Origin of the sequence: Chryseobacterium sp. BIGb0232, assembly GCF_024810195.1 — a bacterium.
Taxonomy (GTDB): Bacteria; Bacteroidota; Bacteroidia; order Flavobacteriales; family Weeksellaceae; genus Chryseobacterium; species Chryseobacterium pennae.
Genome location: NZ_JANUEH010000011.1, coordinates 81459 through 93783, shown reverse-complemented (window position 1 = coordinate 93783; position 12325 = coordinate 81459). Strand labels below are relative to the sequence as shown.

Here is a 12325-nt window from a genome sequence, read left to right as displayed (position 1 = left end):
TGTTTTAAAGTTACAGTTTTTTGATATATTTTTTCAATATTGACTCATCTATTTCTTCATTTCTTGTGATAAAGAGTCTTTCAAAAGCCAATAAGGATATTTTTGCACAAACTTCAGCATCAGCACCTGCCCTATGATGATTAAACTGAATCTGATGATATTCAGCCAAAGGCTTTAAGCCATATTTTGGAAGGTAATTCCATGATTTTTTGGCCAGCTGTATACTGCACAGATAATTCAATTTAGGAGTAAACATTCCATAATGTTGAAAGCAACCTCTTAAAACAGATGCATCAAAACTTGCATTATGGGCAATCATCAGTGTTCCATACATCAATTCCTGCGCTTCATGCCAGATCTCATCAAATGTAGGAGCATCCTGTACATCTTCAGGCTGGATTCCATGCACTGCGATATTAAATTTATTGAAGTAGGGGAAACTTGGTGGTTTTATCAGCCATGTTTTGGTCTCTACAATTTTGGAATCCTGCACCACACAGATTCCCATCTCACAAGCAGAGCTTTTTTCATGAGTAGCTGTTTCAAAATCTATTGCGCAGAAATCCATTTAGATAATTTGATATTTAAAATTTGAAGTTTAATATTGGTGAAGTGATAACCCCTTCCGATCTAAAAATACTCTGAATACTGAGAGCATTTCTATCGTATTTATTATTTTTTATTTCCGCCCAAAAAATGGTTAAATATTAGCCATTTCGACTGATAGAACTGATGTTTCTGATTTTTCTGGCGAAGTTTCCAGGTTCCGGGAAGCTGCCCGTAGAAACCAAAATGTGCTCTTACAACTGCCCAAAGGTGAGGAAATCCATGTTGTAATCCAAAATAAATTCCCGCGACACCATCCAGACACAGCCTGAAAAAAATGAGCCAGACCAGTTTGGGAAATGGCAGGTTTTTCAGCATCATAGACAGGTTGTTTCTGATATTTAGATAGGTTTTCTGAGCGCTCTGTTTATTCAACGTTCCACCTCCTACGTGATATACCTTAGATTTTCCGGTATAAAAGATTTTTTTATCAGAATTAATAAGCCTCCAGCAAAGATCAATTTCCTCCTGATGGGCAAAGAAACGTTCATCAAATCCCTTCTGTTCCCAAAAATCTTTGGAACGTATAAAAAAGCAACATCCTGATGCCCAGAAAATTTCTGTTTCATCATCATATTGTCCCTTATCTTCTTCAAGATCATCAAAAACACGTCCTCTGCAGTAAGGATACCCCAGATTATCGATCAAACCACCTCCGGCACCTGCGAATTCAAAAATTTTTTTGTTATCGTAGGATAAAATCTTAGGTTGAATAGCAGAAATTTCAGAATCCTTTTCAAACAGAGTCAATATAGGCTCTATCCAGTTTTCAGTAACCTCTACATCAGAATTGAGAAGACAATAATATTCATTTGTTATTTCCTTTAATCCTGTATTATAACCACCGGCAAATCCATAATTTTTATCGTTTTTAATGATTTTTACTGTTGGAAAATTGGTATTGAGAAATGCTATAGAATCATCTGTAGAAAGATTGTCAATAACATAAATATCTGCATTTTGAGAAAACTGAATTACACTTGGAAGAAATTTTTCCAGCCAGTTTTTCCCATTCCAGTTTAAGATGGCAACCGCCAGTTTTTTCTGCATGTACATCTAATTGTTTTCAGGATCAAAAAATTTGATAGAATCCTGGTATTTCCATTTTCGGTGAGACCAAAGATAATTGTCCGGATGCTTATGTAAGGTATTTTCAAGCATTTTGTGGAATTTTCTTACCACTTCATGTTCAGAGAATTTTTCCTGATCCGGATAGATCCTGTAGTAATTGACCTGGTAATACCCACGTTTTACTTTTTTCATTTCACAATAAATAAAAGCAAGATCCATTCGGGTCGCCAGTTTATCATACCCTATGAAAGCAGGGGTTCTCTGATTCATAAATTCTAATCCGTAGGTAACATGGGAAAAATGCGGAGTCTGGTCTGCTACAAACATATAGATAGAATTTCCGTCATTTTTATTTCTGAAAATATTAAGAATGACTTCGTTTGCTTCCAAAGCCTCATTTCCGAATTTATTCCTGACTTTTTTCATCTGATTTTCCCAAAAACTGCTATTCACCTTTCTGTATACAGGGTGACAGTGTTTTTGAGGGACAATTCTTGCCAAAGCATTAATCCATTCCCAGTTAAAAACATGACCCGCGAGAAGAATGATATTTTTACCTTCTTTTTGCACTTCATGAAATACATCTTGATTAATGTGTTGCATTCTTACTCTGGATTCCGTTTCAGAGATGCTGAATGATTTGATGGTTTCTACCAGATAATCAGAGAAATTGCGATAGAATTTTTTTCGGATTTCCCGAATCTCCTCTTCAGATTTATCAGGAAAGGAGTTGATAAGATTTTGGGTAATTACCTTCTTTCTATAGCCTACCAGATAATAATTTAGGAAGAACATAACGTCCGAAAAAATATATAATATTCTAAGCGGAAGTTTTGAGATGAAATATAATATTTTAATTAAGAAGCTCATAAAACAGGCAAATTTAGTAATAATAAAATTATGGTTCTATTTTTGTAGGGAGATAAGTATTATTTTTTTACTTTTATGTTATGAAAAAATTGACATTGATCGCTTTTCTGGGATTAAGCACTTTTGCTTTTTCACAGGATGTAAAGAACTTACCCGATAAAGGAAAGCAAAAAACGGCTCTTATTGTACCGACCGAACAGAAAGAACTGGACGCGAAGAAGAAAGCTGCTGAAGAAAAAGCAAAACTTCCTAAGCCTTATAATCCAAAGGCTGATGCTCAGGCAGATATTAATAAATTGGTTGCTCAGGCTAAGAAGGAAGGGAAAAATATTATGATCCAGGCAGGTGGGAACTGGTGCATCTGGTGTCTTCGATTCAATAATTTTGTACAGGAAACTCCTGAATTGAAACAGCTCGTAGATAAGAACTACTTATATTACCATTTGAATTATTCTCCGGATAATAAAAATGAGAAAGTTTTTGCTCAGTACGATAATCCTGGTGAAAAATTCGGGTATCCGGTGTTTATTGTTTTGGATAAAGACGGAAAGATGATTAAGGTTCAGCAGAGTGATGTATTCGAAGAAGGAAAAGGATACAGCAAGGAAAAGGTAAAAGAATTCTTCAATACCTGGAAGCCTAAAGCATAAAAATTCAAAAGGTTGTTTCTACTGGAAGCAACCTTTTTTATTTTGTATAATAAATAGGCTTAATCTGTAAGCTCTGTGAGAATTATAAAAACCTTTTAATCCAGCTTAATTTCTTTTCAGAATATGGTGGATATTTAATATTAGGTTCACCCCATGTTGCTTTTTCAAGAACTGCTTTTTGATGAGAGAAAGTCTCAAAACCAAATTTACCGTGATAATTTCCGATTCCTGAACTTCCTACACCTCCAAAGGGTAGATGATCATTGCTTAAATGCATCACAACATCATTGATACATCCGCCTCCGAAAGACAATCTTTGTGTAAAGTTTTTCTTTTCTTCAGTATTATTAGTGAAAAGATAAGCAGCCAGAGGCTTTTCCAGTTCCAATACTGAATTCAGAGCCATATTGTAGTTTTTAAAACTGATAACAGGTAAGAGAGGCCCGAAAATTTCTTCCTGCATGATCTGATCATTCCCATCTATATGATGAAGAATAGTGGGTTCTATATATCGTTTTTCTTCATCGTAATTACCACCAAAATATATTTTTTCTTTATCAATAAGATTGATTAACCGCTGAAAATTTCCTATATTGATGATCATGGTATATTGGTCTGAATCAGGACCGTATTTGAATTGTTGAATGTATTTTCTCAACATTTCCAGAAATTGTTCCTGTATGGATTCTTCCACCAATAAATAATCGGGAGCAACACAGGTCTGTCCGGCATTCAGAAATTTCCCCCAGACAATTCTTTTGGCTGCAATTTCAAGATTGGCATTTTTGGTGATAATGGCTGGTGATTTTCCGCCCAATTCAAGAACAACGGGTGTTAAATGTTCTGCGGCAGCTTTGTATACTATTTTTCCCACTTTAGTACTTCCTGTAAAGAAGATTTTGTCAAATTTCAGTTTCAGAAGTTCTGTAGTTTCATCAATTCCGCCTTCATATACATATAAATATTCAGGAGGAAAGTTTTCATTGATGATCATGGACATTGCTTTCATGGTATTTTCTGCGATCTCACTTGGTTTCAGAATACAGCAGTTTCCGGCAGCAATAGCGGCAATAACAGGAGATAGGGATAATTGATAAGGATAATTCCATGCTCCGATTACCAGAATATTACCAAAGGGTTCAGAATGGATCTTACTTTTTCCAAGCTGATTCACCAGATTAGTGCTTACTTTTTGAGGTTTGGCAAGCGATTTTAAATTTTTCAGATAATAATCAATATCATTCAGAATAAAGGAAATCTCTGTAGTGAAGGTATCGAATTTAGATTTGCCGAAATCTTTGTAAATCGCTTCGTAAAACATATTTTCGTTGGAAATGATAAGACTTCTGAGCTTTTCAAGATACATTTTTCTGAAGGCAAGACTTTTCGTTTGCTGTGTTTTGAAAAAGTCTCTCTGGCTCTGTAAAATGGTTTCAATTTCCATACGTAAGTTTTTTCTGTTGAATGTAAGTACTGATGTGATACTGTAACGGAAAACAAGCAACAATAAGCTGGCCAAAGTAGGGGTTAGACTGGAAGTTGGAGTACTTTTACACGTTTAGGAAATGATCTTTATTTTTATTAGAATTAGCTATTAAAATAAACTACAGTTATTCTTTAGTGTTGCAGAAACTTCCTTTCTTCCTGCCTCCAGCTTCCTGAATTTTTCCTTACATAATATTCCTTACTGCTATTTTCACCGGATGATAAAGAAGCAAAAGGAGAGCTGTAATAAAAGCCAGCCAGAATAAGCCTGTAAATATCTCCATATTGGAAAGCAGAATAGATTGAGCTGTTATTTTTGCTTTAAAAGCTCCTGCAGTCAGTGAAAGGGATTCATTAACCGGAATTTTTGAGATGTTAGCTCCAAAAATTTGGTTCCATTGGCTGTAGAAAACAGGATTGGTGTCTGTAAGATTGAAACTTAGAACATCCGAATGCTTTAACGTTAAAAATAGCATTACGTTTTGCATTAAGGCATATCCACTGGCAGTGGCCCAGAAACGGGTAGTGGTTCCCATTGCACTGGCATTGGCCACATATTTCTCCGGCATTCCTGAAATTAGAAAGAATACCAAAGGAGTAAACAATAGGCCTTGTGCCACTCCCTGCAGGAATAAAGGTGGACAGATGGTGGCAAGTGTAGTATCCGGATAAAAGGTATAGGTAAACCATGCACAGTCAATTGCCAATAAAAGGAATCCTGTAAAAAAGACGATTCTGGAAGAAACACCACGAACCAGGCATATTCCTGATAAAAGTACACCGATAAGTGTTCCTGCCACATTCCAGTACTGAATGTTGACAATATAATCCCATGGCCATTTCCATACGGTTGCCATAATACTGTACACATTATTTAATCCGGAACGGATGAGATAAAAAATGAAGAACAGGATCATTCCTACAATTACATTTTTAGAACTGAAAACTTCAAAATGAAATAAAGGACGTTTTGAATTCCTCTGTTTCAATATAAATAACCCCCCGGAAATTAGAAATATACACAAACAAATAATGATGGAATCAGATTCAAACCACATCAGTCTTTTCCCATAGATAATGGCATAGGCTCCGGCCTGAAGGCAAACCCAAAGCAAAAACCAACTTGGAATATCCATTTGATATAATGGTTTTTTAGGAAAGAAACGGTTTCTGTTAAAAATGACAAAACCCAGAATCAAAACGAAAACATGGAAATATGCCATCATTAAAATCATATGTCGGTAATCATAATCCTGAATGCTTGATTTAAGTAAGGTAGTAGTCACTGTTCCTCCCGTCAGCATAAGCGCATACATGAAAAGATAGGCAATAACTTTGGCATGTTTTGTTTTTAATTCAGCTATGATTAACGGCAGAAAGATAGCCCCTTCCAGCAATCCAAAGAATCCCTCTAAAAATCGGATCACCAAAATCACATGATAATCATTGGTGACAGATAGGATATACAGAAGAATCACTGAAACAGAAGACATCAGCAGTACATAATACTTTACGCTGAAATAAGACATAAACCGCTGTAAAACCAAAAGGGTGACTACAAATGTTCCATACATCAGCATCATCAGATATTGAATGTCATCCGAATCTACATCCATAAAAGAAGAAGTGAAGGCACTATTGGAATGTAGCAATGACAACAACATGATGTGGGGAAATAATGCCAGTATAAGAAGAGGCAATTTCAGCCATTGAGGCAGCCATTTATGATAAACTGTATTGTGTTGCATAGTTGTTGAGAAGCTGATAAAGTCTATGAAATAGCTTTTCAGCTATTTGGTATAATAAAAGTGCGAAAAGACAAAAGAGCAAAGGGTGTAAAAGGTAAAATGACAAATATGTTTAAAGAAAAAATTGAACAGATCTGTATTTTGCGGTCTTGCCTTTTCGCAGAAAAATAATATTAATTTGAAGATTTGGAAATGAGTTAATTTGGAAATGATAATAAACCGAATATTTTTGTACTCTAATACTCTAAATCTTCTTAGCACTCACCAGAACATTCATTCCGGAAAGCAGTTTCTCATTGTCTTTGCTGTGATCAAGTATGATTTTTACTGGAAATCTCTGTTCAATTTTCACAAAGTTTCCTGTTGCATTATCTGGTTTTACGAGAGAGAACTGAGATCCTGATGCAGGAGAGACAGAAACGATTTTTCCTTTAAATTCAACATCGGGATAAGCATCTGCCGTAATAATGACTTCCTGGTTTTGATCAATCTGGCCAAGCTGGGTTTCTTTATAATTGGCAATAATCCATTTTTCTTTACTTACCATCTGAACCAATGCCTGTCCTTCTTTAATAAGCTGCCCTTCCTGAATCGTCTTTTTTCCCACCCAGCCATCATAAGGGGCAGTAATAACGGTATATGAAAGGAAAAGTTTAGCATTATTCAGGTTGGCTGAACTCTGCTGGATCTGGCTCTTAGCAGGAGCTACTTTTGTTTGTTGTTCATTAGCGCCAGCTCTAACAGCATTTTTCTGCTGTTCCAATGCCAAAAGATTGGCTTTTGACTGTTCGTAAGAAGCCTTTACGTTTTCAAACTCCTGTTCTGTGGCAGCATCTTCAGTCAGTAGATTTTTATATCTTTTATAGTCCTGTTCCGTTCTCCATATATCAATTCTTGCAGATGCAATTTTAGCATCAACGATTTTTGTATCACTTTCCTTTGTACTGACACTGCTTTGAATCGTTGTGATATTTTCAGTAGTAGTATTTAGATTGGCTTCAGCCATATGTACCTGATTAACGAATTCTCTGTTGTCAATAACGATTAAAGTGTCTCCTTTGCGTACAAACTGATTTTCATTAAACTTTATAGTCTTGATGAAGCCTGATACCTTACTGGAGACCGGTGTGATATACTGTTCGATCTGTGCATCGTTGGTAGTAACATTTTTTCTCGAAAAAAGATAGAAGCTTACCATTCCTGTGACGCCGCTGATAATGAGGATCCAAGCCAGTAAAGTGATTGTCCTGTTGATTCTTTTTTCCTTTTGTGTCAGTTGTTTCTGTGCCATAGTTTTTATAAGTTTCCAATCGTATATTGGAGTTGATAGTATTTTAATTGTCTGTTGATTTTTACGGAGATAAGATTGGATTCTGCTTCCAGATAAGTATTGTCAGCATCAATAAGTTCAGTGATAAGACTTAGTTTATTCACATATTTTGTTCTTACAATACGGTAGTTTTCCTTAGCCTGGTCAATAGCTTCTTCAGCGATTTTTACTTTCTGATCAGTTTCTTCAAACTTTTTATAGGCTTCATACACATTGTGTCTTATCTTTTCCTCATTTTCTTCGATCTGAAGCTTGGCAAGGTCGATATTTTCTCTGGCTTCCTGCATTTTGTATTTGTTTTTATACAGGTTTTCGATAGGATAGGTAAGGTTCAGCCCGATCATTCCTAAACGGTAAGCATAAGGCTCAGGCGGAAAGAACATCATATTCGGATACTTCAGAAAATATTCTCCACCGGCAGTCACTTTGGGTAAATAACCAGCCTTAGTGATCTTCTGGTCCAGTTCCTTTAATGAAAGATTTTTATGGGTAATTTCAACCGATTCATTTTTGTTTAAAGCGGTCTCGGTCAGCTCATCAATATAAGGAATTGCTGCTTTATCTGAGATCAGATCCTCTGTATCTACATGCATTTCCTGAGACTCAGGCAGTGAAAGAAGGGTTTTAAGCTTATGTTCTGCAATCTGTATGTCATTATTCAGTTCTGTCCAGCTCATCTTATGGTTAGAAAGCTGTAATGAAGTTCTTAACACTTCGTTTACTGTTACCACTCCGTTAGCTTTAAGGGTTTTTACCTGTTTGATGTTAACTGAATCTTCCTTCATTTTGTCATTAATAAGACTTTGCTGTTCTTTCAAATGATGAATCTGAAGGAATCCTGTAATCACTTCCATTGTGAGCTCTCTTTCATCCAGATGCGTTCTTAAAGCTGAAATTTCAGTGTCAATGGCTGCTTTTTTCTCAGTATTCTTTATTTTTCCACCCATATAGACTGGAATAGATGCTGATAATGTGAAATCATACATCCCGTTGATGGCATCATATTTTGTGGGTTTATTCAATACACCATCCTGATACTGAAAAAGATTGGTGACCTGATTATAGCTGGTATGAAATTCAATATCCGGGAGTTTTTCCATTTTCAGATCTTTATCCTTTGTAGCGGACATTTCCTGTTTTAAATGGCTTATCCGGATGTTTTTGTTGTTTTTTAAACCTATTTCTATAGCCTGTTGAAGGTCAAGGTGCTGGTAATCTATCATCTGTGAGTGTAAAAGGTTGCCCAATAATAAGCACAACGCTATGCACTGATATCGGCATGCGTTTAATATCATATTCATAAATTAATTAAAGGATTTTTGCTAAAATGATTTTGATACTGCAAATTTACGACGATGGTCAGCAGACACGATTTGTGAAACCAGAAAAAGATTTGTTCATTTACGCCATTTTAAAAATTATTCCTATCTTTATTTCATGAATGACAGTCATTTTAAAGCCGTAGAGGATGATGATGCCGAATTTTACGTGTATCATGTGCTTACCGGAAATATCACAACCGATATTCATTATCACAGTTCTGCACAATTAGTCTATGCAGAAGGAGGTATTGTGCATGTTTTTACAGATTTAAAACATTGGTATCTTCCGGCAAGATGCTTTATGTGGATTCCGGCCGGAACGCCACATTATCTTTTTTCTACCAGTCCCAAAGTGGATTTATATAATTTTTATATTAAAAAAGAAGAAGATGAAAATGGCTTTTTTGATGAAATTAATATTTATTCAGTCAATGACTTACTTCGGGAGATGATTCTTTATACTAAAGACTGGAATGGGAAAATCACAAAAAATGACCATTCTAAATATTATTTTCTCAAAGCACTTAAAGGGGTTTTACAGGAAAAGAAACATAAACATTTAGCATTTCCGATACAGCATCCTTTTCCCAAAGATGAAACTTTACTGAAGATTGCAAGATATATTCATGCTAATCTTGAGAAGCCTCTAACGATTGAATCTACGGCCAAAGAGTTCGGAATGGGAACAAGAACCCTTTCCAGAAAATTCAAAGAGATTTTGGGTATGAATTACGTCCGTTTCCTGAGAGCTTTGAGAATTACCCGTTCTTTAGAGTTAATGCTGGAAGGGAAATATAATATGTATGAGATTGCCATGATGGTAGGGTACAATAGTTTGTCTTCTTTCAGTAATATTTTCAAAAAAGTAATTGGAGTTGCCCCAACTGAATACCAGCAGAAATTGAGAGGAGATAGGTAGTTTGAGAGTTTTGAGAGTCTTAGAGTGGGAGAGTTGTGGTGCGTGTGAGGAGAATATGAGATATGTAGGTGATCTTTCTTCATATATAGAAGTGCACAGTATCTTATCCTGAAATTTGTTAGATAGAGCTATATTCCCCTTCTCTGAAGGGGTGGCTTTTTGCAAAGCAAAAAGGGGGGGGCTGGCAGTAGCATTATTTAATATAAAATCACAAAAAAACCACCTCAAATAAATGAAGTGGTCTTGTATGATGAGAAAATCTCAGAGGCTTATTAAGCTTCTTCAGATTTAACTTCTTCTTTCTTTGCAGCAGGTGCAGCTACAACTGGAGCGTCAGATACGATATCGAATTCGAAATTGTACTCAACGTTTCTGTGTAATCTGATGTTTGCCGTTACTTTACCAGTTCTCTTAATAGTGTTCCCTGGAATTTTGATGTATTTCTTCTCTACAGAAACTCCAGCTTTAGCAAGAGCAGCAGAAAGATCTGCATTGTTGATAGATCCGAATAATTTATCACCAGAACCTACTTTTGCAGGAATAGTAATAGAAGTTTTCTTCAATTGATCTACTACAGTGTTAGCAGCAGCGATTAATTTAGCTTCTTCTTCTTTTCTAGCTTCCAAAGTAGCTTCAAGAGCTGCTTTGTTTTTAGGTGTAGCTAAAAGTGCAATTCCTTGAGGAAGTAAGAAGTTTCTTGCATAACCTGGCTTTACACTTACTGTATCAAACTCAAGTCCTAAGTTTTCTACGTCTTGTTTTAGGATGATATCCATTGTTGTTGTCCTTTTTTTAGATTTTAGAATGCTCTAAAATCAAGTTAGAATTAATTATTTATTCAGCAACAAAAGAAGAGATTGCTCTCTTCTTTTATTTATTTTTTGTCTTATTTCAATAAGTCAGCTACGTAAGGTAGTAAAGAAAGGTGTCTTGCTCTTTTGATAGCAGCAGAAACTTTTCTTTGGTATTTTAAAGAAGTTCCAGTGTATCTTCTTGGTAAGATTTTACCTTGCTCGTTTACAAACTGTAATAAGAAATCAGCATCTTTGTAATCAACGTGCTTAATTCCGTATTTTTTGAATCTACAATATTTCTTTTCAGATTTTGTATTGATATCAAGTGGAGTAAGGAATTTTACTTCTGATTCTCCTCCAGCTGAGGCTTGTTTAGCCATTTCATCTATTGCCATGTCTTGTCTTTTTTAAAAAATAGGGTTAATAATTAAGCTTTAGCTGCTTTTACTTTAGTTCTTCTCGTTACAGCGTACTCAATAGCATGCTTGTCTAGTTTTGTAGTAAGGTAACGGATTACTCTCTCGTCACGCTTAAATGCTAATTCTAAATCAGCAACTACAGTACCTTCACCTTTAAACTCGATTAAAGTATAGAACCCATTCTTTTTCAATTGGATAGGGTAAGCTAATTTTTTTAATCCCCAATTTTCTTTAGCAACGATTTCGCAGTTCTTTTCTTTGATAAGATCTACATACTTGTTCACTGCTTCCTCTACCTGTGACTCAGATAGAACGGGAGTTAAAATGAAAACAGTTTCGTAATTGTTCATAATGTTAAAATATTTGTTAATTATTTCGAGGTGCAAAATTAGATAATATATTTGTAATATGCAAGAGTACTTATGAAATAATGGAGTGTTAATAACTGAATTTTGAGCATTGATGGTATTTTGTGTACTTTTGCCGGAAGAATTTTTTATTTCATGAAAACTAAAATTTATACGCTGCCGTTGTTGCTGTTGGGAGTTATCAGCTATTCACAGGATAAAATTTCCAAGAAAAATGGGACCTCTTTTGATGCTAAGATTATTGAAGTTGGAGGTTCAGATGTTACTTACAAAGAGTTGGATTATCTGGATGGGCCTGTTCATTCTTTAAAGAAATCAGAAATTTACAAAATCACTTATGGTAATGGTAAAGAAGATCTTCTGGGTAAATACCATAATGTTGATGAAGTGAAGACTTTTATTGCTGATAAAATTAAAGTATTTGGGGCAGACCGGGATAATGGGATGTTAAGGCTTGCTGCTGAATTCGAAGGAAATAATATAAGAATAAATTCAGTAGATAAAAATGGAAAGCTTTATTATGAAGGAGATTTGTGGGACCTGAGCAAAGTAGTGGAATTTCACAAAGTATCAAAAAGAAAAAATGGGGATGCATTTTTAAATATTGTAACCTATAAAGTGAAAAGATCAAGTGAAAAACTGGATAAGCTGGTCATTAGAATTATTAATTATGGAATTGCGGAAGAACTATCAGAAGCTTTTAAAGATTTAAATATAATGCTTAAAAAAGACCTGTAATAGGT

Annotated in this window: 13 protein-coding genes; 3 read left to right on the top strand and 10 right to left on the bottom strand. The window is 35.2% G+C overall.

Annotated features, from left to right (window positions below; translation table 11 throughout):
* Nucleotides 1–10: 10 nt before the first annotated feature.
* The 3 genes from M2372_RS20470 to M2372_RS20460 all read right to left on the bottom strand — a co-directional run bounded on the left by M2372_RS20470 (nt 11) and on the right by M2372_RS20460 (nt 2547).
* Nucleotides 11–568 carry a 3'-5' exonuclease gene (locus tag M2372_RS20470; protein ID WP_115973379.1) on the bottom strand — a complete coding sequence of 186 codons (558 nt, stop codon included), beginning with the start codon at nt 566–568 and terminating at the stop codon, nt 11–13.
* A 104-nt stretch (nt 569–672) separates the two neighbouring features.
* Complete coding sequence (locus M2372_RS20465) at nt 673–1656, bottom strand: glycosyltransferase family 2 protein (RefSeq protein ID WP_123319108.1); 984 nt, start codon at nt 1654–1656, stop codon at nt 673–675.
* A 6-nt stretch (nt 1657–1662) separates the two neighbouring features.
* Entirely contained in the window at nt 1663–2547 is an 885-nt protein-coding gene (locus M2372_RS20460) for a lysophospholipid acyltransferase family protein (protein WP_115973380.1), read from the bottom strand.
* Between the two features lie 80 nt (nt 2548–2627).
* Here M2372_RS20460 and M2372_RS20455 point away from each other — a divergent pair, with 80 nt between their 5' ends.
* Complete coding sequence (locus tag M2372_RS20455; RefSeq protein WP_115973381.1) at nt 2628–3197, top strand: thioredoxin family protein; 570 nt, start codon at nt 2628–2630, stop codon at nt 3195–3197.
* An 82-nt stretch (nt 3198–3279) separates the two neighbouring features.
* Here M2372_RS20455 and M2372_RS20450 read toward each other — a convergent pair whose 3' ends face one another.
* The 4 genes from M2372_RS20450 to M2372_RS20435 all read right to left on the bottom strand — a co-directional run bounded on the left by M2372_RS20450 (nt 3280) and on the right by M2372_RS20435 (nt 8983).
* Entirely contained in the window at nt 3280–4641 is a 1362-nt protein-coding gene (locus M2372_RS20450; RefSeq protein ID WP_123319109.1) for an aldehyde dehydrogenase, read from the bottom strand.
* 226 nt (nt 4642–4867) lie between these two features.
* On the bottom strand, nt 4868–6430 hold the full coding sequence (locus tag M2372_RS20445; RefSeq protein ID WP_123318976.1) for an MFS transporter: 1563 nt from the start codon (nt 6428–6430) through the stop codon (nt 4868–4870).
* Nucleotides 6431–6674: 244 nt separating this feature from the next.
* Nucleotides 6675–7721, bottom strand: coding sequence for an HlyD family secretion protein (locus M2372_RS20440; protein WP_123318977.1), 1047 nt, complete (start codon nt 7719–7721; stop codon nt 6675–6677).
* A 5-nt stretch (nt 7722–7726) separates the two neighbouring features.
* Entirely contained in the window at nt 7727–8983 is a 1257-nt protein-coding gene (locus M2372_RS20435; RefSeq protein WP_123318978.1) for a TolC family protein, read from the bottom strand.
* A 214-nt stretch (nt 8984–9197) separates the two neighbouring features.
* Here M2372_RS20435 and M2372_RS20430 point away from each other — a divergent pair, with 214 nt between their 5' ends.
* A complete protein-coding gene (locus tag M2372_RS20430) occupies nt 9198–10001 on the top strand; it encodes an AraC family transcriptional regulator (RefSeq protein WP_123318979.1) in 804 nt (267 codons plus the stop codon).
* Nucleotides 10002–10273: 272 nt separating this feature from the next.
* Here M2372_RS20430 and rplI read toward each other — a convergent pair whose 3' ends face one another.
* From rplI to rpsF, 3 genes are all read right to left on the bottom strand, one after another.
* Nucleotides 10274–10777, bottom strand: a complete 504-nt coding sequence (gene rplI / locus M2372_RS20425) for a 50S ribosomal protein L9 (RefSeq protein ID WP_115973386.1) — start codon at nt 10775–10777, stop codon at nt 10274–10276.
* 110 nt (nt 10778–10887) lie between these two features.
* The gene (gene rpsR, locus M2372_RS20420) at nt 10888–11190 is read right to left on the bottom strand and encodes a 30S ribosomal protein S18 (protein ID WP_034706728.1); all 303 of its coding nucleotides are present in this window, start codon (nt 11188–11190) and stop codon (nt 10888–10890) included.
* 32 nt (nt 11191–11222) lie between these two features.
* Nucleotides 11223–11564: a 30S ribosomal protein S6 gene (gene rpsF, locus M2372_RS20415; RefSeq protein ID WP_103235592.1), complete on the bottom strand. Its 342-nt coding sequence runs from the start codon at nt 11562–11564 to the stop codon at nt 11223–11225.
* Nucleotides 11565–11717: 153 nt separating this feature from the next.
* Here rpsF and M2372_RS20410 point away from each other — a divergent pair, with 153 nt between their 5' ends.
* A complete protein-coding gene (locus M2372_RS20410) occupies nt 11718–12320 on the top strand; it encodes a hypothetical protein (protein ID WP_115973387.1) in 603 nt (200 codons plus the stop codon).
* The last annotated feature ends 5 nt before the right edge of the window (nt 12321–12325 follow it).

What these genes read in the sequence shown, in the direction of transcription:
- M2372_RS20470 (WP_115973379.1), bottom strand. Translation starts at nt 568, where the DNA reads ATGGATTTCTGCGCAATAGATTTTGAAACAGCTACTCATGAAAAAAGC.
- M2372_RS20465 (WP_123319108.1), bottom strand. Translation starts at nt 1,656, where the DNA reads ATGCAGAAAAAACTGGCGGTTGCCATCTTAAACTGGAATGGGAAAAAC.
- M2372_RS20460 (WP_115973380.1), bottom strand. Translation starts at nt 2,547, where the DNA reads ATGAGCTTCTTAATTAAAATATTATATTTCATCTCAAAACTTCCGCTT.
- M2372_RS20455 (WP_115973381.1), top strand. Translation starts at nt 2,628, where the DNA reads ATGAAAAAATTGACATTGATCGCTTTTCTGGGATTAAGCACTTTTGCT.
- M2372_RS20450 (WP_123319109.1), bottom strand. Translation starts at nt 4,641, where the DNA reads ATGGAAATTGAAACCATTTTACAGAGCCAGAGAGACTTTTTCAAAACA.
- M2372_RS20445 (WP_123318976.1), bottom strand. Translation starts at nt 6,430, where the DNA reads ATGCAACACAATACAGTTTATCATAAATGGCTGCCTCAATGGCTGAAA.
- M2372_RS20440 (WP_123318977.1), bottom strand. Translation starts at nt 7,721, where the DNA reads ATGGCACAGAAACAACTGACACAAAAGGAAAAAAGAATCAACAGGACA.
- M2372_RS20435 (WP_123318978.1), bottom strand. Translation starts at nt 8,983, where the DNA reads ATGATAGATTACCAGCACCTTGACCTTCAACAGGCTATAGAAATAGGT.
- M2372_RS20430 (WP_123318979.1), top strand. Translation starts at nt 9,198, where the DNA reads ATGAATGACAGTCATTTTAAAGCCGTAGAGGATGATGATGCCGAATTT.
- rplI (WP_115973386.1), bottom strand. Translation starts at nt 10,777, where the DNA reads ATGGATATCATCCTAAAACAAGACGTAGAAAACTTAGGACTTGAGTTT.
- rpsR (WP_034706728.1), bottom strand. Translation starts at nt 11,190, where the DNA reads ATGGCAATAGATGAAATGGCTAAACAAGCCTCAGCTGGAGGAGAATCA.
- rpsF (WP_103235592.1), bottom strand. Translation starts at nt 11,564, where the DNA reads ATGAACAATTACGAAACTGTTTTCATTTTAACTCCCGTTCTATCTGAG.
- M2372_RS20410 (WP_115973387.1), top strand. Translation starts at nt 11,718, where the DNA reads ATGAAAACTAAAATTTATACGCTGCCGTTGTTGCTGTTGGGAGTTATC.